The 23,839-nt window shown below is 65.3% G+C and carries 16 protein-coding genes and 2 pseudogenes; 9 read left to right on the forward strand and 9 right to left on the reverse strand.

Annotated elements, in window-relative coordinates; all coding sequences use genetic code 11:
- Nucleotides 1–2 precede the first annotated feature (2 nt).
- Nucleotides 3–4,898 (reverse strand): alpha-2-macroglobulin, encoded by a 4,896-nt coding sequence (locus HW090_RS07895; RefSeq protein ID WP_179112998.1) that lies wholly within the window; start codon nt 4,896–4,898, stop codon nt 3–5.
- A gap of 166 nt (nt 4,899–5,064) precedes the next feature.
- Here HW090_RS07895 and HW090_RS07900 point away from each other — a divergent pair, with 166 nt between their 5' ends.
- Nucleotides 5,065–5,838, forward strand: a complete 774-nt coding sequence (locus HW090_RS07900; RefSeq protein WP_256930762.1) for an ABC transporter substrate-binding protein — start codon at nt 5,065–5,067, stop codon at nt 5,836–5,838.
- On the opposite strand, the gene hrpB is transcribed toward HW090_RS07900, so the two are convergent.
- Nucleotides 5,807–8,329 carry an ATP-dependent helicase HrpB gene (hrpB, locus tag HW090_RS07905; protein ID WP_179112999.1) on the reverse strand — a complete coding sequence of 841 codons (2,523 nt, stop codon included), beginning with the start codon at nt 8,327–8,329 and terminating at the stop codon, nt 5,807–5,809. The genes HW090_RS07900 and hrpB overlap by 32 nt on opposite strands.
- A gap of 126 nt (nt 8,330–8,455) precedes the next feature.
- Between hrpB and HW090_RS07910 the strand changes: the two genes are divergently transcribed.
- From HW090_RS07910 to HW090_RS07920, 3 genes are all read left to right on the forward strand, one after another.
- Nucleotides 8,456–8,872, forward strand: coding sequence for a polyribonucleotide nucleotidyltransferase (locus HW090_RS07910; RefSeq protein WP_179113000.1), 417 nt, complete (start codon nt 8,456–8,458; stop codon nt 8,870–8,872).
- A 2-nt stretch (nt 8,873–8,874) separates the two neighbouring features.
- On the forward strand, nt 8,875–9,750 hold the full coding sequence (locus HW090_RS07915; protein ID WP_179113001.1) for a cation diffusion facilitator family transporter: 876 nt from the start codon (nt 8,875–8,877) through the stop codon (nt 9,748–9,750).
- Nucleotides 9,751–10,065: 315 nt separating this feature from the next.
- Nucleotides 10,066–10,551 carry an Lrp/AsnC family transcriptional regulator gene (locus HW090_RS07920; protein ID WP_373416370.1) on the forward strand — a complete coding sequence of 162 codons (486 nt, stop codon included), beginning with the start codon at nt 10,066–10,068 and terminating at the stop codon, nt 10,549–10,551.
- A gap of 18 nt (nt 10,552–10,569) precedes the next feature.
- Here the strand turns inward: HW090_RS07920 and HW090_RS07925 are convergent, their stop codons facing one another.
- Complete coding sequence (locus tag HW090_RS07925; protein WP_179113002.1) at nt 10,570–11,331, reverse strand: ABC transporter permease; 762 nt, start codon at nt 11,329–11,331, stop codon at nt 10,570–10,572.
- A complete protein-coding gene (locus HW090_RS07930; RefSeq protein WP_179113003.1) occupies nt 11,328–12,254 on the reverse strand; it encodes an ABC transporter ATP-binding protein in 927 nt (308 codons plus the stop codon). Before HW090_RS07930 ends, HW090_RS07925 begins: the two co-directional genes overlap by 4 nt.
- A 159-nt stretch (nt 12,255–12,413) precedes the next feature.
- Here HW090_RS07930 and ligB point away from each other — a divergent pair.
- Nucleotides 12,414–14,063, forward strand: a pseudogene (gene ligB, locus HW090_RS07935) (NAD-dependent DNA ligase LigB); the annotation flags it as partial.
- On the opposite strand, the gene HW090_RS17865 reads toward ligB, so the two are convergent.
- The gene (locus tag HW090_RS17865; RefSeq protein ID WP_256930763.1) at nt 14,053–15,300 is read right to left on the reverse strand and encodes an alpha/beta hydrolase; all 1,248 of its coding nucleotides are present in this window, start codon (nt 15,298–15,300) and stop codon (nt 14,053–14,055) included. The pseudogene ligB and the gene HW090_RS17865 sit on opposite strands and share 11 nt — an antisense overlap.
- A 244-nt stretch (nt 15,301–15,544) precedes the next feature.
- On the opposite strand from HW090_RS17865, the gene trxA reads away from it, so the two are divergent.
- From trxA to HW090_RS07950, 4 genes and pseudogenes are all read left to right on the forward strand, one after another.
- Nucleotides 15,545–16,414 (forward strand): thioredoxin, encoded by an 870-nt coding sequence (gene trxA, locus HW090_RS07940; RefSeq protein WP_179113005.1) that lies wholly within the window; start codon nt 15,545–15,547, stop codon nt 16,412–16,414.
- 339 nt (nt 16,415–16,753) lie between these two features.
- A pseudogene (locus tag HW090_RS18115) lies at nt 16,754–17,602 on the forward strand (cache domain-containing protein); the annotation flags it as partial.
- Between the two features lie 201 nt (nt 17,603–17,803).
- Complete coding sequence (locus HW090_RS18120; protein ID WP_373416387.1) at nt 17,804–18,508, forward strand: methyl-accepting chemotaxis protein; 705 nt, start codon at nt 17,804–17,806, stop codon at nt 18,506–18,508.
- Between the two features lie 143 nt (nt 18,509–18,651).
- Nucleotides 18,652–20,214 (forward strand): PAS domain-containing methyl-accepting chemotaxis protein, encoded by a 1,563-nt coding sequence (locus HW090_RS07950; protein ID WP_179113007.1) that lies wholly within the window; start codon nt 18,652–18,654, stop codon nt 20,212–20,214.
- A gap of 23 nt (nt 20,215–20,237) precedes the next feature.
- On the opposite strand, the gene HW090_RS07955 is transcribed toward HW090_RS07950, so the two are convergent.
- The 4 genes from HW090_RS07955 to HW090_RS07970 form a co-directional block, all read right to left on the reverse strand.
- Entirely contained in the window at nt 20,238–20,876 is a 639-nt protein-coding gene (locus HW090_RS07955) for a LysE family translocator (RefSeq protein ID WP_179113008.1), read from the reverse strand.
- 356 nt (nt 20,877–21,232) lie between these two features.
- A complete protein-coding gene (locus tag HW090_RS07960) occupies nt 21,233–22,432 on the reverse strand; it encodes a hybrid sensor histidine kinase/response regulator (RefSeq protein WP_179113009.1) in 1,200 nt (399 codons plus the stop codon).
- A 3-nt stretch (nt 22,433–22,435) separates the two neighbouring features.
- Nucleotides 22,436–23,023 (reverse strand): chemotaxis protein CheB, encoded by a 588-nt coding sequence (locus tag HW090_RS07965; protein WP_179113010.1) that lies wholly within the window; start codon nt 23,021–23,023, stop codon nt 22,436–22,438.
- Nucleotides 23,020–23,838, reverse strand: a complete 819-nt coding sequence (locus HW090_RS07970; protein WP_179113011.1) for a protein-glutamate O-methyltransferase CheR — start codon at nt 23,836–23,838, stop codon at nt 23,020–23,022. The genes HW090_RS07965 and HW090_RS07970 overlap by 4 nt, the downstream gene beginning before the upstream one ends.
- Nucleotide 23,839: the final 1 nt, after the last annotated feature.

A 23,839-nucleotide genomic window follows, 5' to 3' on the forward strand; every position in this document is an offset into this window, starting at 1 on the left:
GACTACCGCCCCCTCACCACCATCCCCTCCGGCGCACTGCCCAGCGCCTGCCAGCTCGGCCGGTACATGGACTCGACGTGGGGTGGCGGCACACGGTAGCTGCCCGGTGTCACGGCACGCGCCAGGTACAGCAGGTGCGTGGCGCCGTAGCCTTCGACATCCACTGCGGCCACGTAGCGGTCACCCCGGAACTCCTGATGCTTGATCTGCGCGTTCTGCATGGCAGCGTGCCATTCCTTGACCTTGCTGCTGGCGTTGTCGAGGCTCGCCGCACTCTGGGCCAGGTTCTGGTTCTCCAGTTCCAGGCCCGCTGGCAGCAGGTCCACCACCAGCGCATCCGGCACGCGCTGCTTGGCATGCACCACCAGGTGCACCAGCACCAGGTCACCGCTGTCCAGGCGCTGCAGGTCGAGCGGGTAGCCGTCCATGTCCAGGTACTCGCGCTTGATGCCGAGGTTCTCGCCACCGGCGTGTGGCGCCTGTGATGGATACCCGGACAGCGTCAATTGCTGGTACAGCGCCGTATCACCGGCATTGCCGACGGTCAGCGGCTCGGCCAACTCGGCACGCTCCAGCTTGATGCTCGGCTGCTGATCGCTCAGCTCGAACTGGAAGGCGCCACTGGCCAGTTGCGCACGCCAGGCCTGCTCCGGCTTGATCAGCATGCCGCGCCCCGCGAGGAACAGCGCATTGCGTTCCTGGGTCGACAGCCAGCGTTGTCCGGCCAGCTCATCGGCCAGGTTGAACAAGCGCTGCTCGCGCTGACCAGCGGCCAGATCGTGCTCCTCCAGTACGGCAAGAATCAGCGCCTGGTCACGCAGCGGGCTGCCGTAATCCGCCATCCAGTGATCGGCATTACGCGCCTGGATCAGCCCCTGCGCCAGCGCCTGCTCGGCACGCGGAGCATCGCCCATCAGTTTCAGCGCTGCCGCCAGTTGCACCAGCGGCAGGCCGGAACGTGCCTCGCCACTGCGCTCGAGCAGGCTGCGCAAGGTGCCCAAGGGTGCCTGCTGGCTGCGCGCCAGCACGTAACCGGCATAGGCCTGCACGGCGAAACGGGTGTGACCGACATCCTCGCTGTAGCTGGCTTCGATCAGGCTGCTCTGCTGCACGTAGCGCAGCAAGCGGTCGGTGGCCTTTTTCAGCGCCTCGGGGGGGATGGCGAAGCCCTGCTCACGGGCGCGCAGGAGGAAATCGGTCACATAGGCGGTCAGCCAGTATTCTTCCTCGCCCTCGGCACTCCACAGGCCGAAACCACCGTTATGGCGCTGCATGCCGAGCAGACGCTCGATACCCAGCTCGATACTCTTGCGGCGCTGCTCGTCCGGCTCGCCTTCGAGCCCGAGTTTCTTCAGGCTGGCGGCGTCGGCATACAGCGACGGGTACAAGCCACTCGCAGTCTGTTCCAGACAGCCATAGGGATAGGCCTTGAGCGCACGAATCTGCTCACCCAGGTTCAGCGGCGGGCGGCTGGACAGCGCCAGCACCGCTTCCAGCCCTGCGGGTTCGAAAGCGCTCAGGCTACCCGCCGGCAGGCTCCAGGCCGCGTCCTTGAGTACGCTGCGAAAGTGCTGCAACTGCGCCGGGTAGGCCGGGCGAACGCCCAGCGTCCATTCACGGCTGAACGCACCAAACTCCTCGCCCGGCAGGGCCAGCCCGGACACCTCGACCTGGATGCGCCCTTGCCCCAGCCCGCCCTCGGCCCGCACCGGGATACGCAGTGTGGTGCGCTGGCCATCGTTCAGTTGGACAGGTGCCTGGCTGCTGTCCAGCAGGCGTAACTGGCCTTCTACGTTGACCTGCACCTTCAGCCGCTGCTCGGCACCGGACAGGTTGGTCAGGTCCAGCGCCAGCGTGGTTTCGTCGCCACCGGCGAGGAAGCGCGGCATCGACAGTTCGGCCACCAGTGGCGCGGCGACCAGGGTCTTGGCTTCGGCCATGCCGTAGCGCTCGTCGGTCCAGGCCTGGGCCATCAGGCGCAGCTCGCCGTTGAAGTCGGGGATATCCAGGCTGACTTCGCCTTCGCCCTTGTCATCCAGCTTCAGCGCATCGCTTTGCAGGGCCACGATCAGCACGCTGGTGTCCGGGCGCTTGCCACCGGCAGCGAGGCCGGCGTCACCACCGAAGGCCAGGCTGGCCACACGGCCCTGGCCTTCGATCAGTTGCCCGTAGATATCCAGTTGATCGGCGCCATAGGCCTTGCGCCCGAAGAAGTTGGCGAAAGGATCGGGCGTGGCGTAACGGGTGATATTGAGGATGCCCACATCCACCGCTGCCACCAGCACGTGCACCTGCTCGGGCACGCTGCCATCGGCATTGCGCGCATTGACCCTGACCTTGAGCGGTTGCTTCGGCCGCACCTTCTCCGGCGCATCCAGGCTCAGCGCCAGCTTGCGCGGCGCCCGCTCCAGCGGCAGGTGCAGCAGGCCGACGGCGCGCTTGGGGGTGACCTGTGCCTTGCGCTCGCCGGGGCGAATCACCAGCGCGCTGAGGTAGAGGTCATGCTGCGCCCATTTCTTGTCGATGGGCAGCTCGAAGGTCTTGCCCTCGGCCGGAACGCTGATCGCCTGCCACCACAGCGGCCCCTCACTGGATTCCACCAGCAGATAGCCGTTGCCAGCGGTTGGCGGAGTGACGGTGATCCTGGCCACATCGCCTGCGGCATAGGCCGGTCTGTCCAGCGCCAGCTTGACCTGATCGGGGCGCACCGCGCCGCCCTCGGCATTGTCCTGCCAGCGGTAGCCCGCCCAGAAGCGCAGGCTGCTGAGGCGCCCGGTATCCTGGTCGATCACCTCGACACGGTACGGCCCCCACTCCACCGGGAAACTGACCTTCGCGGTGCCACCGGCTTCGATGCGCAGCGGCTCGTCACTCAGGGTAAGAAACTTCTCGGTGTAGTTGTGCCGCCAGCCTTCGCCATCGGAGAAGCTCCAGAAGTAGTCGCGGCGCTCACGGATCAGACGGACTTGCAGGTTGTCGGCCGCCAGCTTGTTGCCCGCGGCATCGGCGACCAGCAACTCGAACTCGGCCAGGCTGTCGGCGTCGACCTCCTCGCCGTCGAACAGGCCACGCAGCCCCGGCAGACGCTCGGCGGGCCACACTGGCTGCACGATGCGGCGGGTGATCGGCCGGCCACCGGACTCCTGCAGGCTGGCCTGGAGAATCAGGCGCAGCGGCGAGCGCGCATCGCCCCAGCGGTTTTCCGGACGCAATACGGCTTGGCCCTGGTCGTCCAGGCTGACTTCATCGAGTTCCTGGTCCTGGGTCAGGTCTGCCTCGGTGATGTCGCCGAACTGATACCCCGGCAGCTTCGCCACCGCCTCGCGCAGCGGGCGCACGTAGAGCTGGCCACTCAGGCGATTGCCGGCAGCCGGGGCGCCGTAGAGGTAGCGACCGGTCACGGCGAATTCGGCGGTGTCGCCCGGTGCGTAAGGCTCATCGCGGCCCTTGAGTTCCAGCGCCAGGCGCTCGGGCAGGAAGTCTTCGACGAGGAATTCGTACAACTGCGGACTGCCATCGCCCAGGTCGAACAGCAGTTGCCAGCGCCCGGTCGGCGCCTCCTCGGCCAATTGCAGCTGGTATTGATACAGGCCGGAATCGTCGGCGTTCCAGACGAACTTGCGGCTGACCTGCTCATCCGGGCGGCGCACCTCGACGCTCACCGGCTGCGCATTCACCGCCTTGCCGTCGGCATCGCGCAGCAGCGCGTTGAGCGGCACGGTTTCGCCAGGACGATAGAGGTCGCGCGGGCCGAACACGAAGAACTGCAACGGGTGGGCCTTGGGCCCGGCGATATCGAACTCGGCCAGGTCCAGTGCCGGTGCATTCAGGCGCAACAGGCTGGTCTGCTCATCCTGCCTGGCCAGCAGCAACTCGGCCTTGGCCGGCAACGGCAATTGCGCATGGCCCTTGCCGTCGGTCTTGCCCTCGGCGAGCAGCGCACCGTCGCCATCGAGCAGTTCCAGCGCCACCCCGGACTGCGCCTTGCCGCCCTCCAGCGCCTGGGTAAACACATCCAGGCGGTCACGGTAACGGTGGGCCGACAGCCCGATATCGCTCAGGCTGAACAGGGTTGCCGGCTGCGAATAGCTGTAGCTGCCGGCCTCGCGCATCACCGCCAGGTACACGCCAGCCTGCTTGAACGGCTCCAGGCCGGCGATGGGCAGCAACAGGGTTTCACGGGTGTTGCGCGCCGGCTTGAGGTCGAAGCGCCCGCCATAGACCAGATCGGCCATCGGCAGCAGTTGCTGCGACTCCCAGGTATCGAGGCTACTGCTGCGGCCCCAGCGCGAGAGAAACTTCGGCAAGGCCTCGGGCTTGATGCGGAAGAACTCGACGTTGACCTTGTCGACGTTCAGAGCGATCACCGGCAGGCCCTCGGCCAGGCGCGTCGGCAACAGCGAGCCGCGGCTGGCGAAGCCGACGCTGGCCTGCAGGTCGCGGGTTTCGAAGCGGCTGACATGCTCGGCGGCCAGCTTGGCGTCATTGATGCCACGCAGGCCGGCATCGATGGTCAACACCAGCTTGCGCTGCGGCTCCAGGTGACGCAGGCGCAGCTCGGTGAGACTGTCGGTCAGCTCCCAGGCACCATCGACCTTGCCGTCCTTGGCATCGACCAGGTGCAGGCGCTTGGCGAAGGACTGGTCCGGGTCCAGAGGCACGGAGAAGGTCACCGACAGCGCACTGGCGCCGTCCAGCTGAATCTCGGAAACATCGACCACTTCGAGTGGCCGACCGGCATGACGCTCGGCCAGCGCCGCACGATCCATGGCGGGTTGCGCCGGGCGCTGCTCAGTGGCGACAGGCGCGGTACGGGCAGCGGTGACGGAGTCCTGCGAAGAGTCACAGGCAGTGAGCAGGCACAGGACAATGGCCAGAAGCAGTCCTTTGTTCGGCATTACGGGCTCCAGAATCAGGGGACGCAGTGGCCGGTCAGTATAGTGAAGGCCTTGTCGGATGCCGAGGCGGCATTCACAAGGTTTCCATGGTCGAGCTTGACGCGGCCCGCTCGGCAAGGCTTTATCCCTGCTGTTTTTCGCCACCCCACCGACGGCTGTTTCGACCTTGACCAACACCCTGCGCCTGCTGATCTCGTTGCTGCTCTGCCTTTCGACGGCCACCGCCCAGGCGGCGCCGGCGAGCCCCGAGCTGGTGGTCGGCTACTACGACTTTCCGCCGGAGATCTACACCGACGCCGAAGGCTTCGTGCACGGCCCGGTCATCGACCTGACCCGCCAGGTACTCAAGGAGGCAGGCTACCGCGCCGTCTACCGGCAGCTCGCCAGCGCCCGGCTCTATCGTGACCTGATCGAAGGCAACATCGACCTCTGGGTCGGCGCTGCCGGCAAGCCGGGGCTCGTCGAGCACACGCTGGAAAGTCGCAACATCCTCGGACAGACCCGCATCAACCTGTACTTTCGCCCCGACACCCGCCCGCCGAGGATTCCCGAAGACCTGGTCGGCAAGGAACTGATCGTGCTCGGTGGCTACAGCTACTCGCAGGACCTGGCGGCGCTGTTCGACAACGCGGACATGGCCCTGCAACTACGCCGCACCGGCACCCACGAATCGGCCCTGCAGATGCTGATGCACCGCCGCGCCGACTACGTACTGGGCTATCAATCGCCCATGCAGGAAGCCGTGCGCAAGGCCGGCATGGACATGCTGCCGCACCTCGCCCTGCAGGACGTGCCGATCCGCTTCATCATTTCCCGCCGCAGCCACGACAGCCTGGGGCTGCGCGACGCCCTGGACAGGGCCTACGAGCGCCTGAGCCAGGACAACCAGGACATCCGCCTGCCGCTGCCTAGCGCCCGCGCGGCCTGGCCCTTGCCGTAGGCTCGGCGACCAGCGGGTCGTCGGGCCAGTAGTGCTTGGGGTAGCGCCCCTTCAAATCCTTCTTCACCTCGGCATAGGTGTTGGCCCAGAAGCTCGCCAGGTCCTGAGTGACCTGCACCGGGCGCCGCGCCGGCGACAGCAGGTGCAGCTTGAGTGGCTGGCGGCCGGCGGCGATACGTGGCGTGACGGCCATGCCGAACAGTTCCTGCAGACGCACCGCCAGCACCGGCGGCGCCTCGCTGTAGTCCAGCCGGATCGACGAGCCGGACGGCACCTGGACATGGGTCGGCGCCAGGTCGTCGAGTTGCTGCGGCAGTGGCCATGGCAAGGCATTGCGCAGGATGGCGGCGAGGTCGAGCTGGCCGAAGTGGCTCAGGCGGCTGACGTTATCCAGGTAGGGTTGCAACCATTCTTCCAGGGTATCGAGCAGGGCCGCATCGCCCAGGTCCGGCCACGGGCTCTGCCCGTCGCGCTGCAGGTCGAGCCCGCGCAGCAGCGCCACGCGCGCCTGGAACTGCCGCAGTTCCGGCGTCCAGGGCAACAGCTCCAACCCTTTGCGCCGCACCACGCCCAGCAGCGCACTGGCACGGGCCGTGGCGTCGAGCCCCGGCAAGGGCTCGCGGGCGAGGACCAGCTCACCGACCTTGCGCTGACGCTCGGCGCGCAGCACGCCTTCGCGCTCGTCCCAGTCGAGGGCGTCCAGCAGTGTCACCTGCTCGGCCAGCACGCTGTCGAACAGGCCCGCATCGAGGTCGCAAGCCAGGTAGATGCGCTCCTCGCGCTGCCCCTGGCGACTGCCCAGATCAGCGACCACCAGCCACGGATGCTTCATCAGTGCATCGACCTCGCCGAACAACGCTGCCCGTCCATTGGCCAGGCGGTACTCGGCGCCGCCGGCGCGGCGCTGGCACGCGACGCGGTCCGGATAGGCCAGGGCCAGCAGGCAACCCAGCCAGCGCGGGTGCGCCGGATCGTCCACCGGCGTGGCCGGCCGCTCACGCAGGTAGCCCCGGTATTGCCTGGCCAGTTGCTTCACCCGCTGCACGGCCGCCTGTGCCTGCCGAGGCAGGCGTGCCCCGCCCTCGAGCAGCGCCAGGCGGCTGTGCACATCCGCGCCCGCGCCACGCAGGATGTCGCGCTCACCCAGCAAGGCCGCCACATCGCAGGCCATTGCCCCCAGGCCCAGCGCCTGCCCACGCAGCAACAGGTGCCCGATCCGTGGATGGGCCGGCAACACGGCCATGGCTTTTCCATGGGGGCTCAGGCCACCATCGGCCTTCAACGCGCCCAGGCGCCGCAACAGCTCACGGGCCTGGGCGAACGCGGCGGCGGGCGGCGAGTCGAGCCATTTCAACTGCTCGGGCGACATCCCCCAGCGCGCCAGTTGCAAGGCCAGCCCGGCCAGGTCCGCCTGCAGCACCTCGGCGGCGGAATAGGCCGGCAGTTGTTCATGCTGGGCCTGCGACCACAAGCGGTAGCAGACGCCCGGCTCCAGCCGTCCAGCCCGGCCGGCGCGCTGCTCGGCGCTGGCGCGTGAGATGCGCTGGGTGTCCAGCCGTGTCATGCCGGTACCGGGGTCGAAACGCGGCACCCGCTCCAGCCCGGCATCGATCACCACGCGCACGCCGTCGATGGTCAGGCTGGTTTCGGCGATATTGGTCGCCAGCACCAGCTTGCGCTTGCCCACCGGGGCCGGCTCGATGGCGGCGCGCTGGGCATTCAGTTCCAGCTCGCCATGCAGGGGGCAGAGCAGCAGGTCGGGCCGCTCGCCCAGCACCTCAGCCAGTTGCTGGTGCACGCGACGAATCTCCGCCAGCCCCGGCAGGAACACCAGGATGCTGCCACCCTGCTCGTCGAGCGCCTCCAGGCAGGCACGCACCACCGCCGGCTCGATGAAATCCCCTGGCCGCCAGGGCTGCCCCCAGCGGATATCCACCGGAAACATGCGCCCTTCGCTGGTCACCACCGGCGCATCGTCGAGCAGGCGCGACAAGCGTTCGCCCTCCAGGGTCGCGGACATCAGCAACACCTTCAGCGGCTGCTCGTCCCGCAGCAGCTCGCGCCCACTGAGGCTCAACGCCAGCGCCAGGTCGGAGTCGAGGTTGCGCAGGTGGAACTCGTCGAAGATCACCAGGCCCACACCCTCCAGTGCCGGGTCGTCCTGCAGGCGTCGCGCCAGGATGCCTTCGGTCACCACTTCGATGCGCGTGCTCGGCCCGACCCGGCTGTCCAGGCGGATACGGTAGCCGACGGTTTCCCCGACCTGCTCGCCCAACTCACCCGCCATGCGCTCCGCCGCCGCGCGCGCCGCCACCCGGCGCGGTTGCAGCATGAGAATGCTCTGCCCACCCAGCCAGGCCTCCTGCAACAGGGCCAGCGGCACCCGCGTGGTCTTGCCGGCCCCCGGCGGCGCCTGCAACACCGCTTCGTCACGGTCGAGCAAGGCAGCACGCAAGGCCGGCAGGGCGGCATCGATGGGCAGAGGGGTCATACGGGATCTCGGGCAGCCAAGGGGAAACGGACGGTGGATTCTACTGACCCGTCCTGTAAATCGCGCGCGGGAATTTGGCTTTGGCTTATAGTAGAGCGCGCGGAATCAAACCATCAGGAGACCTCCATGCCCATGCGCTCTCGCCTCGTCAGCGGCGTCCTCATTGCCACCCTGGTCAGCCAGCTGACCGCTTGCGGCACCCTGTTCTATCCGGATCGCCGGGGCCAGATCGACGGCCGCATCGACCCGGCCATCGCCGCGTTCAACGCCATCGGTCTGCTGTTCTACGTCATCCCCGGCCTGCTGGCCTTCGGCATCGACTTCGCCACCGGCGCCATCTACCTGCCGGACAACCAGTACAGCCTTGCGCCGGAAACACTGCAGGATGCCATCGGTGCCGACGGCAAGGTCGACATGGCGCGCCTGAAAGCCATCATCGAGCGCGAAACCGGCCACAGCCTGCCGCTAGACGACCCACGCCTGATCCAGCAGCAGGGCAGCCTGGAGCAACTTGCCAGCCTGGGCCTCGTCCGCGCAGCCTGAACATGCAGGACTCACAGCGCTATGCGCTTCTGCTGCGCCGCGCCACCCGCGCGGCGTTGGCGACGGCCCTGCTGCTGGCGCTGTGCAAGGCGGTCGCCTGGTGGTACAGCGGCTCGGTCAGCCTGCTGGCCGGTCTGACCGACTCACTGCTGGATGGCGCAGCCTCACTGCTCAACCTGCTGGCCGTGCACTATGCACTGCGTCCAGCGGACGACGATCACCGCTACGGGCATGGCAAGGCCGAAGCCCTGGCGGGCCTGGGGCAGGCGGCGTTCATCGGCGTCAGCGCGATTCTGGTCGGCATCCAGGGCATCGACCAGTTGCGCCATCCAGCGCCCCTCGGTGCCCATGCACTGGGTATCGCAGTGATGCTCCTGTCCCTGGCCATGACCGCCGCCCTGTTGCTTTACCAGCGCCATGTCATTCGACTGACCGGCTCCAACGCGATCCGCGCCGACGCCCTGCACTACCGCTCCGACCTGTTACTCAATGGCGGCATCCTGTTGGCGCTGATCCTCGCCAGCCTGGGTTGGGAGCATCTGGATGCCATCTTCGGCCTGGCGATCGCGCTGTACATCCTCTGGAGCGCCGTCAGCATCGCCCGCGAATCCGTCACCACCCTGATGGACACCGAGCTGCCCGAACCCGTGAGCACGCACATGCTGCAGCGGGTACTGGCGATCCCCGGCGTACTCGGCTGCCACGACCTGCGCACACGGGCTTCCGGCAACCACTGGTTCGTCCAATTGCACTTGGAGCTGCCCGGCACACTGCCCCTGTCCGAGGCACACGCCCTGTGCGAACAGGCCGAAGCGGCCATCCGCCAGGACTATCCGAAGGCCCAGGTATTGGTGCATGCGGACCCTGTCGAAGGCTGAATGCTTGCACAAGCATTCTCGACGCAAAAAAAAAGACCATGCCCGGGCATGGTCTTTTTCGATTCGTCATTCGCGGGTAGCGAAACCTTCTCGTAGCGCCTTGTAAGCACCAGATACCCGGGCCGGAGGTCTCGGTAAGACCTGCGGAGCTGCAAGGCCCGATAAGGCCCGCGCCAGAACGTCCGTGGCTGAAGTCGAGGTAAAGCTTACGCCCCGAGGGGCGATAGAGGATTGCTTTTATTGCACGAATACCGACTTTATGCGCAATAATTCAGAAGAATATTCCACGCATACGCAAACCACTGAATAAAGGGCATGAAAATGAGCAAGCTCGACCGCTATGACCTGAAGATTCTCGAAGCCCTGCAACACGACGCAAGAATCTCCAATCAGGAGTTGGCCGAACGTATCGGCCTCTCGCCATCGCCCTGCTCGCGGCGCGTCAAGCAACTGGAAGACGACGGTTATATCAGCCGCCAGGTCGCCCTGCTCGACCGCAAGCACCTCGGGCTGAGCCTGACCGCCTATGTGCTGATCGGCATGGACCGCCACACCCCGGAACGCTTCGAGCATTTCCAGGAAGAAATCCGCCGCTGTCCCGAAGTGCTGGAATGCTGCCTGGTCACCGGGATGGATGCGGATTACCAGCTCAAGGTGGTGGTCCCCGACATGGAGCACTACCAGAAACTGCTACTGGGCACGCTGACCCGCATCGAGGGCGTTTCCAGCGTGCGCTCCAGCTTCGTGCTGCAGCAGATCATTTCCAGCACCGAACTGCCACTGGGCCACCTGCGCGATTGAGGTGGCCACAGGGCCGGGTTAACTCTTGAGCCGGTAGCCGGTACGGAAGATCCAGCCGATCACCAGCAGGCAGAGCAGCATGAAGCCCAGGGTCATACCCAGGCTGACCGCCACGTTCACGTCCGACTCGCCGAAAAAGCTCCAGCGGAAGCCGCTGATCAGGTAGACCACCGGGTTGAGCAGGGTGATCTTCTGCCACAGCGGCGGCAGCATCTCGATGGAGTAGAAACTGCCACCGAGGAATGCCAGCGGCATGACGATCAGCGACGGCACGATCTGCAGCTTCTCCCAGCCATCGGCCCAGATGCCGATGATGAAGCCGAACAGGCTGAAGGTCAGCGCGGTCAGCACCAGGAACAGCAGCATCACCAGCGGATGGGCGATCTGGAAGTCGACGAACACCCGCGCCGTGGCCAGGATGATCAGCCCGAGGATGATCGACTTGGTGGCCGCCGCGCCGACATAGCCGATGACGATCTCCAGGTGCGACACCGGCGCCGACAGCACCTCATAGATGGTCCCGGAATAGCGCGGCATGTAGATGCCGAACGACGCATTGGAGATGCTCTCGGTCAGCAGCATCATCATGATCAGTCCTGGCACGATGAACGCGGCATAGCCGACACCGCCCATCTCGGCCATGCGCGAACCGATGGCCGAGCCGAACACCACGAAATACAGCGAGGTAGAGATCACCGGGGTGGCGATGCTCTGCAGCAGCGTGCGCCAGGTACGCGCCAGTTCGAACAGGTAAATGGCGCGAATCGCGTAGAAATTCATGCCGCGTCCCTCACCAGGTTGACGAAGATTTCTTCCAGCGAGCTCTCCTGCGACTGCAGGTCCTTGAATTCGATGCCCTGCTCGTCCAGTGTCCGCAACAGTTCGGCGATGCCGCTGCTCTCGCGCTGGGCGTCGAAGCTGAACACCAGCTCATGGCCATCGTCCGCCAGTGCCAGCGAATACGCGGACAACGCCTCGGGAATCGCCGCCAGTTGCTGCCGCAGTTGCAGGCGCAGTTGCTTCTTGCCGAGCTGGCGCATCAGCGTCGTCTTGTCTTCCACCAGGATGATCTCGCCCTTGCGGATGACACCGATGCGGTCGGCCATCTCCTCGGCTTCCTCGATGTAATGGGTGGTGAGGATGATGGTCACGCCGCGCTCGCGCAGGCCACGCACCATGTTCCACATATCGCGGCGCAGCTCCACGTCGACGCCGGCGGTGGGCTCGTCGAGGAACAGGATGCTCGGCTCGTGGGACAGCGCCTTGGCGATCATCACCCGGCGCTTCATGCCGCCGGACAGTTCATTGATGCGCGCATTGCGCTTGTCCCACAGCGACAGGTCGCGCAGCAGCTTCTCCAGGTACTCCGGCGCCGGCGGCTTGCCGAACAGGCCACGGCTGAACTTCACCGTCGACAGGACGCTCTCGAAGCCCTCGTTGAACAGCTCCTGCGGCACCAGGCCGATGCAGGCGCGTGCGGCGCGATAGTCCTTGAGGATATCGTGGCCATCCACCGAGACCCGTCCCGACCCCGGATTGACGATGCCACAGATGATGCTGATCAGCGTGGTCTTGCCAGCGCCGTTGGGCCCGAGCAGGGCGAAGATCTCACCCCGGCGGATCTCCAGGTCGATGCCCTTGAGGGCGGGCTGCCCCGATGCGTAGGTCTTGCGAAGCTGTTCGATGGAAATGACGGAAGACACGTTTCTGCCCCTGCAACATGCTGGACCGGTGATTGTAGAGAAAAGCGACCCGCGCGGGGCCCAACGACGCGAATTACAGAATCCGTGAACGGGTTCACGGACAGCGGGTGATACGAACCGCACAATCGCCTTGCCCAACGACGAGCAGGGACGCTCACCATGAAACACCTCATCCCCTGGCTTTGCTGGCTGCCTCTACTGGCCCAGGCAGCCTGCCCGAGCTGGCCGCCGGCACAGGCGAACGATGCAATCGCCACGCTCCAGCGGCAACTGCAAACCTGGGAGCACGCCTACCAGCAGGGCCAGCCCCTGATCGACGACGACCTCTACGACCAGGCCCAGGCACGACTGGAGGACTGGCGGGCGTGCTTTCCCGGCATTCGTCCAGCCACCACCGGTGTGCGACATGCCGGCCCATTGGCCCACCCGGTCGCCCAGACGGGCCTGGACAAGCTCGCCAGCGATTCACAGGTCGCACGCTGGATCGCACGCCGCGAGGGCGACCTGTGGATACAGCCCAAGGTCGATGGCGTCGCCGTTACCCTGGTCTACCGTGCCGGCCAACTGCAACAGGCGATCAGCCGGGGCGACGGACGCTCCGGGCAGGACTGGACCCGACATGCCCGCCGACTATCCGCCATCCCGCAAAGCCTGCCGTTGCGTCAGCCATTGACCGTCCTGCAGGGCGAGCTGTACTGGCGACTCGACGACCATATCCAGGCCGACTGCGGTGGCATGGGCGCACGCGCCAGGGTCGCCGGTGCCATGGCCAGCCGCCACCTGCCCGACGAGGCACTGGAGCGCATCGGGCTGTTCGTCTGGGACTGGCCAGATGGCCCGGAATCGATGCTGGAACGCCTGGAAGGCCTGGGCCACATGGGTTTCGATACACAGCCGTTCACCAGGCCATTGCTCAACGCGGAACAGGCGGGCAGTCAACGCCAGCAGTGGTATCGCTCGCCCCTGCCGTTTGCCAGCGATGGCGTGGTGCTGCGCCAGGGTAAACGGCCCCCGGCACAACGCTGGCAGGCCAGCCCTCCTGCCTGGGCCGTGGCCTGGAAGTACCCGCCACGCGCGGTATTGGCCGAGGTGCGCAGGGTCGAATTCAGGATCGGCAGGACAGGCCGCATCACCCCTCGACTGCAACTGGAGCCGGTACTGCTCGATGACCGTCGTATCGGCCGGGTCAGCCTTGGCTCGCTGCAGCAATGGCAAAAACTGGACATACGCCCCGGCGACCAGGTCTCGATCAAGCTGTCCGGGCAGGCCATTCCCCACCTGGAGCACGTCATCTGGCGCGGCAACCCGCGCCCCTCGATACAGGTGCCGAACCCAGAGGACTTCCACGAATCGAGCTGCTGGCGACCGACACCCGGCTGCCGCCAGCAATTCCTGGCACGCTTGCAGTGGCTGGGCGGCAAGCAGGGACTGGACCTCCCCGGCGTCGGCCCAGGCACCTGGGCCAGCCTGCTGGATGCGGGCCTGTTGCCCGACCTGCTGGCCTGGCTGGAACTCGACCCACAACGCCTGCAAGGGATACCCGGTTTTGGCAGCCGAAAAGTACAGACGCTGCTGAACGGCCAGGCCCTGGCCCGCGAACGCAACTTCGCCACCTGGCTAGAAGCTCTGGGGCTACCCGGCGTCAGGCGGATACGCCTCCCGGAAGACTGGCAGGCGCTGCAAAACCCTGAATGGCAGCGCCAGGCAAGCCTGAGCGACAAGGCGACCCTGCGCCTTGTCGCCTATGCCCAACATCCGGAATGGCAGGTACTCCTGCCTTACCTGCGAGAACACGCTATCAATGGCTTTCGCGAACCACCGCCGGCAGCACGAGACGCTCCTCCAACTGCCCCGCCTCACCAAGCCAGTCCTGGGCCTCCCGCTGCAACCAGTTCTCCGCCGCCGCCCGCCGCGCCAGCCGGGCATCGAGAAACGCAAGGCTGAACGCCTGGATGGCCGCGATCTGCTTGTAGTCCTGTGGCGGCTCACGGAAGCTCCCGACGGTCTCGGGAGCACGCCCTGGACGCGCGCCTGGCCCCTTGCCGCCGCCCATGCCGCCCTCGGGGCGACCACCACCCGGACCACCAGGCCCGCCGGCACCACCCGGGCCACCGCTGGGCCGTTCACCACTGCCCTTACGCTCGCGGTCACGCCCCGGTGCGGCCACCTCATCCCATTCCACGGGTGGCTGCAGGACGCCCGTGCCGGACAGCGTCTTGTGCGTGGCATTGGCCAACGTCAGCTGATAACTGCCCGCCACCGGCACGGCAGTCCAGAGCTTCTGCCGCTGCCGAAAGGAGTCGACCCAGTTGAACGGGTCCTCGTCCTGTGGCCCGGTCATGGCCAGGAGCGGCACTGAAATCGACGCGAAGGCCTCATCCTTCTCGCCGGGCGCGACATAAGGGCTCAGCAGGATCACAGCCTGCGGGCGCAGTGCATGCTCGCCGGACAACCATGCCGTCACGGTCTGCGCCCCCAGATCGAACCCCGCCAGGGCGACGCGCTGCCAGTCGATAGCGGCAAACAGCCGATCCCCGCCAGCGGCACGCGAACGCACCTGCTCCAGGGTCAACTCCAGCAAACGTATGCGCTCGGCCAGGGCCGGCTCGCTGAAACTCTTGCGGGCCAGCTCGCGAAAATTGCCGGCCAGCGCCAGAGGGGAGGACAAGAGCGAACGGTCATAGGCGGTCGATTGCACGGACAATACCGCATACCCCGCCTCGGCCCAGGCACTGCGCCAGGCCTCGCCAGCGTTCGCAGACTCTCCCAGCCCAGGCAGATAGATCACCAATGGCAGCGGCTGACCCTGCTCGTTCAGCGGCGACAGCCACTCCACCTGTACCGACTGCTCGCCAATCCGCCAGGTCGCCTGCCGACTCTCGATGGCATGCCTCTGCGGCTGGTAAGCCGACACCAGGTGCTGCCTGACCTGCTCGACGGGTTCGGGCCGCTTGGCCTCGCCACGACCGGAACACCCTGATAGCAGCACCAGGCCTGCCAGAACGGAAACCAACCACAGGGGATGAAAGAAATACGGCCTATCCACGAACCATCGCTCCTCGAATGAACGGAAACGCAGAGTAGCCAACTCGATACCGCGTCAAACAGCCATGCTGGGTAAAGGTAGGGTAAAGCCCGCCCTTGTTTCATCATGCGGCCGTCCCCATTTACCATCGACAAGCCCACCTGTAGCCTGCCTGCCCTGGCGCCACACCGTCGGCCCACCACCTTGCGCGACCTCGCGTTCACTGCGCGCAAGCATCGCCCCATAGCCACTGTCGAGAACAACGATGAGCCAGCCCTCTCCGATCTTCGATGTCACCGATGCCAGCTTCGACCAGCTCGTCATCGAGAACTCGTTCCACAAGCCGGTACTGGTGGACTTCTGGGCCGACTGGTGCGCGCCCTGCAAGGCACTGATGCCACTGCTGGCAAAGATCACGGAGGAATACCGGGGCGAGCTGCTGCTGGCCAAGGTCAACTGCGATATCGAGCAGGAAGTCGTTGCCCGCTTCGGCATTCGCAGCCTGCCGACCGTGGTGCTGTTCAAGGATGGCCAGCCGGTCGATGGCTTCGCAGGCGCACAACCCGAGTCGCAGATTCGTGCGATGCTCGAACCCCATGTGCCCGCACCGACCGCCGCGCCCGCCGACCCGCTGGAAAGCGCGACGGCCCTGTTCAGCGAAGGCCGTATCGCTGAATCGGAAGCCCTGCTCAAGACACTCCTCGGCGAGAACAGCGAAAACCCACCCGCCCTGATCCTCTATGCCCGCTGCCTGGCAGAGCGTGGCGAACTGGCGGAGGCGGAAACCGTCCTCAACGCGGTACAGGGTGACGCGCACAAGCAGGCGCTCTCCGCCGCCCGCGCCCAACTGACGTTCCTGCGGCAAGTGGTCGACCTGCCTGAGGCAGCCGACCTCAAGTCGCGCCTGGCACAGGACGCCAACGACGACGAGGCCTCCTACCAGTTGGCCATCCACCAACTGGCCCGCCAGCAATACGAAACAGCCCTGGACGCACTGCTCAAGCTGTTCGTGCGCAACCGCACCTATGCCGACGGCTTGCCACATAAAACGCTGTTGCAGATTTTCGAGTTGCTGGGCAATGACCACCCGCTGGTGACGCAATACCGTCGCCGTCTCTACCAGGCGCTCTACTGAGCGCCAGCTCCCCCCCTGAGCGCTGGGAACACCAGCGCTACGCTGTCCACAAGGCGTGATGCGCGCCTGCAACAGCGATAGCCACATTGCAGAATTGCCGTTCCTCCCTTGATCGCCATCAAAAAGCCATTACGCGCAATGCGTCACCATCCAGCGATCAATCACAACAAAAGAAACGGCAACGTGCATATGTCCTTGTTCAGCCCTACCAGTATCGGCGGCAAACTGCTGCTGACCTTCCTTGCGGTCCTGCTGCTGAGCTCCGGCAGCCTCGGCATCACCGCCGTCTACCAGGCCACCATGGCCGTTAACGAGCAGGTCGAGCAGGCGCTGCAAAGCATGGCCACCGATGCCGGCAAGATCGTCCGCGCGCGCATGGATACCCGGCTCGCTACCCTCTCCGAAGTCGCCCAGCATCCCAGCCTGCAAAGCCTCGACGACGAGGCCCTGCACTACCTGCAAACCGCGACGAAGCGCCTGGACTACATGGGCATGGGCTGGGTAGACCTGAAAGGCGTCGCCCACTACCCCGACGGCAGCACTGCCGACCTCTCGGACCGCGACTACATCCGCCGGGGCTTCCAGGGCGAAAGCAGCCTGTCGGACGTGGTGATCAGCCGTGCGGTCAACCTGCCGGTGATCATGCTCGCGACCCCTCTGCGCGACCACGGCAATGGCCAGATCAACGGCCTGCTCATCGCACGCATGGATGCCAGCCTGCTCAGCGAAATCACCGACGACCTGGGCTTCGGCAAGCAGGGCTACGCCTTCATTCTCAACCAGGATGGCGCCCTGATTGCCGACCGCAATCGCCAGCGAGTGCTGGAGCAGTACAAGCCGGCCGCCGCCGGCGCCGATACCGCATCGCAGGCCTACCGCGAGATGCAGGTGAGCCGGCAGGGCATCAGCCGCCTGGACGAAGCCGAGCAGCACTACGTCGTCGGCTACCAGCAGGTGCCAGGCACCCAGTGGAAGCTCGGCGTCACCGCCGAACAGGACGAAGTCTTCCAGCGCCTCAATCACCTGCAATGGATGCTGGCCCTGCTCTCCCTCGGCGCCATCCTGCTGGGCATGGTGCTGGCCTGGAGCTTCTGCCAGCGCACAGTGGTGCGCCCGCTCAAGCACATCATGGAAGTCGTTTCGCGTATCCAGCAGACCGGCGACCTGACCCTCAAGGCCCAGGTCCACGGCAAGGACGAAGTCGCCACGGCCGGCCAGGCGCTCAACGGCATGATCGACCGTTTCCGCACGCTGATCGCCAGCATGAGCGACTCCACCGGGCAACTCTTCGCCGCCTCGGAGCAACTCAAGCACAGCAGTGCGACCCTGCTCGAACAATCGACGCAACAAGGCGACATGACCATGAGCGTGGCCACCGCCCTGGAGGAAATGAGCTACGCCATCCATGAGGTCGCGAGCAATACCGCCAACGCATCGGAGAAAGCCGAACGGGCCGTGAAAGAAGTCACCGAGGGTCGCGGCATCGTCGAAACCGAGCAGGCCACCATGGCCGAGCTGACCCGGCAGGTGATCCAGTCCGAGGACATCGTGGCGCAGCTCAACGCGCGCACCGTGGAAATCGACGAAGTGCTCATGATCATCACCGGTATCGCCGACCAGACCAACCTGCTCGCGCTCAATGCCGCCATCGAGGCCGCCCGCGCCGGGGAACATGGCCGTGGCTTCGCCGTGGTCGCCGATGAAGTCCGCTCGCTGGCCGGCAATTCGCAGAGCGCCGCGGGCACCATTCGCGAGAAGATCGTGCTGTTCCGCAATGCCGCCCAGGAAGCCCTGGACCATATGCACCACTGCCGCACCTTCACCCAGCAGGGCATGGAAAGCTCGCAGCAATCGACCCACAGCTTCCAGATGACCGCCAGCTCGGCCGATGAAATCCTGGGCCTCAACCAGCAGATCGCCACGGCCACCGAAGAGCAGAGCACGGTGATCGACGAACTGAACCTTACCGTCGACCTACTCAACACCGGCATCCGCGAAGTCAACACCCAGGCCAGGGAAACCTCCACGGCCTCCGCCCACCTGGCGGAACTGGCCCAGTTGCTGCGCCGCGAGGCCAGCTACTTCAAGGTCTGAACCCAGGCTCCGCGCTCTGGACAGGGCCTTGGCGCGGAGCCGCGTAAATTCCCACACTCATTGTGTGCGCCCACGGAACGATAGAGGCACAAATGCTATCTATCCTCCTGATGGAGTGCCGACTGACCTCGCGAGGCCACACAATGAAAAGGAATCTTCCCGTTACCCAGCAGGAACGCCGCTTCCCGGCAGAACAACGTCTGATCACCGCGACCGACGTCAAGGGACGGATCACCTACTGCAACGACGCCTTCGTCGAGATCAGCGGCTTCAGCCGCGACGAGCTGATCGGCAGCGCCCACAATATCGTTCGCCACCCGGACATGCCCGCAGCGGTCTTCCAGCAGATGTGGGAATGCCTGAAAGCGGGACGAAGCTGGATGGGCATCGTCAAGAATCGCTGCAAGAATGGCGACCACTACTGGGTCAGCGCCTACGTCACACCGATTTCCGAAAAAGGCGAGCTGATCGGCTACGAGTCGGTCCGGGTCAGCGCCGAACCCGAACAGATCGCCCGCGCCGATGCGCTCTACTCACGCATCAGTGCCGGCCGACAGGCACTGGCACTGCCACGTCGCATGCTGGGCATGGCAGGTGTCCTGGGCTTCTCCCTGCTGGCCACCCTCGCCATCCTGCTGACGCACTTCCACGTATCACCCGGCACCAGCATCGTGCTGGCCCTGATCGCGCTGGGCCTGGCCCAGTTGCTCGGCGAATGGCGCTTGCAGCGCACCTTGCGGGCCATCCGCGGCAACGAGAACCTGCACGAAGGCGAAGTGGCGGCCTGTACCTACACCGAACTGCAAGGCTTCCCGGCGCAGTTGAAGATGCTGCTGATCAGCGAACGCGCCAAGAACCGCACTGCCCTGAGCCGCCTGAAGGACTATGCCGACCAGACCACCCACTTGGCGGGACAGAGCGACGAACTGACCGCCCAGGCGGAAAGCTCCCTGCAAGCCATGCGGATCGAGGCGGACATGGCCGCGACCGCCATGCACGAAATGGCCGCGTCCATCGGTGAAGTCGCCAATCACGTCCAGCAGACCGCCGAACGTGCCCGCCAGGTGGCGGACCTGTCCAGCGGTGGCGCCCAGGACGCCCTCAAAACACGTGAAGTCATCGAGCGCCTGACAGGGACGGTGCAAGGTGTCAGCATCTCGGTCGAAGCCCTGGCGGAGGAAACCCAGTCGATCCAGCAGGCCGCCAACATGATCCGCGCGGTGGCGGAGCAGACCAACCTGCTGGCCCTCAACGCCGCGATCGAAGCGGCCCGGGCGGGCGAGCAAGGACGTGGTTTCGCCGTGGTGGCGGACGAAGTGCGGGCCCTGGCACGCAAGACCCAGGAGTCGACCAGCGTCATCGAACAGATCATCGACTCGCTCCGCCAGCGCGCCCAGGAAGCCGTGGTCATCGCCCGCGCCGGCAGCAGCGCGGCATCGGCCGGGCTGGAGCAGGTCATCTCGACTCAGCAAGCCCTGCAAGGCATCGACCAGGCCGTCGAGCACATCAACAACATGGCCCAGCAAATGGCCTCGGCCGCCGAGCAGCAGGCCTGTGTCTCCGAAGCGATCTCACGCCAGATCAGCAATATCGCCCAGGCCTCGGAGCGCAACGCCGACATTTCCGGAGAGTCCTCCCGGGTCGGCCAGGCCCTGACCCAGACCGCCCGCTCACTGCATGCGCTGGTGGCCCGCTTCAGCGCCTGAGCGAGGGCAAATGCTCATCGCGCTCAGATGGCCCTGCGCGGCTCGGTCACCAGGCGCACCGCCATGCCGGCCAGCACCGTCCCCATGACATAGCGTTGTGCCGCCAGCCAGCGCGGGCTGCGGGCGAACCACATGGCCAACCTGGCCGCGGACAGCGCAATGCACAGGTTCACGGCAAAGCTGATGGCAATCTGCGTGAGCCCCAATTGAACACTCTGGGCCAATACCGAACCGTGTTCTGGTGATACGAACTGGGGAAAGATCGACAGGTAGAAGACCGCGATCTTGGGGTTGAGCAGGTTGGTGACGAACCCCATCAGGAACAGTTTCCCCGGTGGATCGACAGGCAGGTCACGCGCCTCGAAAGGTGAGCGCGCACCGGGCCTGACGGCCTGCCACGCCAGGTAGAGCAGGTAGGCCGCCCCGATCCACTTGAGTGCCTCGTATGCGAAAGGAATGGCAACGAAGAGGGCCGTCAGGCCGATGGCAGCCGCGAACATGTGCACGAGAAACCCGGCGACAATGCCGAGGAGCGATATGACACCGGCCCCCGTGCCCTGGCAGATGGACCGGGAGATCAGATAGATCATGTTCGGTCCCGGCGTCAGCACCATGAGCAGGGCCGCACCACAAAACAGGATCAACTCGTTCGACGGAATCATTGCGCTCTTTCCACAGGTTGGGCGGAACTGATCAAACCACATTCCCCGAGTTGCGTACCACTACCACTGCCCTATACGGCTCAGGCGTGGACCGCAGCGCCACGGGCTCGGGGCCACCGCTGAGGTGGTGTCTGCTGGAAGAAACTCGTAGGCCGTAAACCTGCGCACCTAGGCTCCCGCCTTCGCGGGAGCGACGGAGTCGGGGCTTTCCCATGATCACCTCGGTATTTGCCGCGAGCCCGGCCAGCCCCTCGGAGCAACCTTCGCCGACAGGGATGTCGGCGTAGAGCTACAGGGATGTATTCATGCGTGTTGCGTAGAGGGGCTGGCCGGGCTTGCGATGCGCGGGCGAAAACTCAATCCATGGCATTGGTCGGCAGGATCAGGCTGAACAACGAGCCGCGCCCCTGCTCGCTCTCCACCAGCAACTGTCCACCATGGGCCTTGACGATCTGCTCGGAGATGAATAGCCCCAGCCCGAGGCCGGCACTGGTGCCAGCGCCTTCGACACGCTCGAACTGGCAGAAGATGCGTTGCAGGTTCTTGTCCTCGATACCGACACCCTGGTCGCGCACCGCGATGCACGCCTCTCCGCCCTCCAGCAGCCGCACGCTCACCTGGACCGGTTTGCCCGCGCCATAGCGCATGGCGTTGGTCAGCAGGTTGGCCAGCACCTGCTCGATACGGAACTCATCCCAGTGCCCGAACAGCGCGCCGCAGGAGTCGAAGTGCAGCTCGCAGCCGCTGCTTTCCATCTGCGCCCCAAAGCTCTCCAGCACGTTGGCCACCAGTTGGGTCAGGTCGAAGCTCGACGGACGGATCGACAGCTTGCCGGTGCGGATGCGCGAAACATCGAGCATGTCGTCGATCAAACGGATCAGGCTATGGATCTGGCGCTCGTCCTTGTCCACCATCTGCCCCAGCCGCTCCTCGCCGAACGCCGCCAGGTTGCCGCGCTGCAATTGCAGCTTGCGCAACTGGACTTCGAGAATCAGCGTATTGAGCGGCGTCTTCAGTTCGTGCGAGACGATCGACATGAAGTCATCGCGCATGCGCACCGCATGCTCCAACTCGCTCTTGGTATTGCGCAACTCGTCGAGCAGCAGCTCCTGCTCCAGGCGACTCTTGCGCAACGCATCGACCTGCCGTGCCAGCCGCTTGCGGTTGCGGTAGAGGTCAACGAAGACACTGACCTTGCTACGCACCGCGTGAGTGTCCAGCGGCTTGTGCATGAAGTCCACGGCACCGCTTTCATAGCCCTTGAAGGCGTAGTTCAGCTCACGCCCGGCGGCACTGACGAAAACGATGGGGATCTGCTTGGTGCGCTCGGTGCCACGCATCAGCTCGGCCAACTGGAAGCCATCCATGCCGGGCATCTGCACGTCGAGTATGGCCAGTGCGAACTCATGGGCCAGCAGCAGCTCCAGCGCCTGCTCGCCGGAGCTGGCGAAGAACACGCGCATCCCCGGTGCCTGCAACAGCGCCTTCAGGGCCTGAAGATTTTCCGGGACATCGTCGACGACCAGCAGGTTGGCTTCATCGGTTTGATCGGGCATCTGTCACTCCAACTCGCACAGCAGTCGATGGATATCGCACAAGGATAAGATATGGTCGGGTTCGAAACGCTTCAGGGCCGCCCTCGGCATGATATCCATCTCGGCCTCTTCGGGGCGCTGGACGATGGTCAGGCCACCCGCGCGGTGAATGCATTCCAACCCACGCGCGCCATCCTCGCTGGCACCGGTGAGCAACACGCCAGCCAGACGCTCGCCCCAGGCATCGGCGGCTGACTCGAACAACACGTCGATGGAGGGCCGGGAAAAACACACCGGCTCCTCCTGGCTCAGCGCCAGGCTGAAATCCCGCTCGACCAGCAGGTGGTAACCGGGGGCCGCGAAGTACAGCCAGCCGTTGGCCAGCGCCTCCTTGTCGTCGGCCTCCTTGGCCTTCAGCCGGGTCTTGTTCTGGAAAATCTGCGCCAACTGAGTCGGACGCCCATCCGGAATGTGCTGGACCACCAGCACCGGCCGGCGATAGTCGTCAGGCAAACCGCGTAGCACCTCGCTCAGGGCATGCAGGCCACCGGCGGAGGTGCCGATCACGACGGCGTCGATCGCTCGGCCCTGCACGGAGTCTCGAATGCTCATAAGCGACGGAATATCCGTTCCTGCTTGTCGAAGGCCTCGAAGTAAGGCCCCTGGCTGGAAAACTCCAGCGTCTCCTTGCTGCCCAGGCCAAGGAAGCCACGGTGGCACAGCGACTCGCGAAACAGCGAGAACGCGCGGTCCTGCAAGGCCTTGTTGAAATAGATCAGCACATTGCGGCACGAAATCAACTGGGTCTCGGCGAACACGCTGTCAGTGGCCAGGCTGTGATCGGCGAAGGTCACTTTCTGGCGCAACGACTTGTCCATGATGGCCGAGTCATAGGCCGCCACGTAGTAGTCCGAAAGACTGCCCCGCCCACCGGCGCGCTGGTAGTTCTCGCTGTAGCGGCGCAGGTTGTCGATCGGGAAAATGCCCTGCCGGGCGCGCTCCAGCGAGCGTGGATTGATATCCGTGGCATACAGGATCGAGCGCTCCAGCAGCCCTTCCTCCTTGAGCAGGATGGCCATGGAATAGACTTCCTCGCCGGTGCTGCAACCGGCGATCCAGATCTTCAGCGACGGGTAGGTGTGCAGCACCGGCACCACTTGCTCGCGCAGCGCGCGGTAGTAGCCGGGGTCGCGGAACATCTCGCTGACCGGGATGGTGAGGTACTGCAACAGCTCCATGAAGGTCGCCTCGTCATAGAGAATCCGCTGCTGCAACTCGGAAATGCTCGCGCACTGCAACTGCCGTTGCGCCAGCAGCACGCGACGCTTGAGCGAAGCGCCGGAGTAGTCACGAAAATCATGGCCGTACTTGAGGTAGATCGCCTCGATCAACAGCCGGACTTCGATATCGAGGCTACGCTCGGGCATT

It is taken from the genome of Pseudomonas sp. ABC1 (assembly GCF_013395055.1).
GTDB lineage: Bacteria > Pseudomonadota > Gammaproteobacteria > Pseudomonadales > Pseudomonadaceae > Stutzerimonas.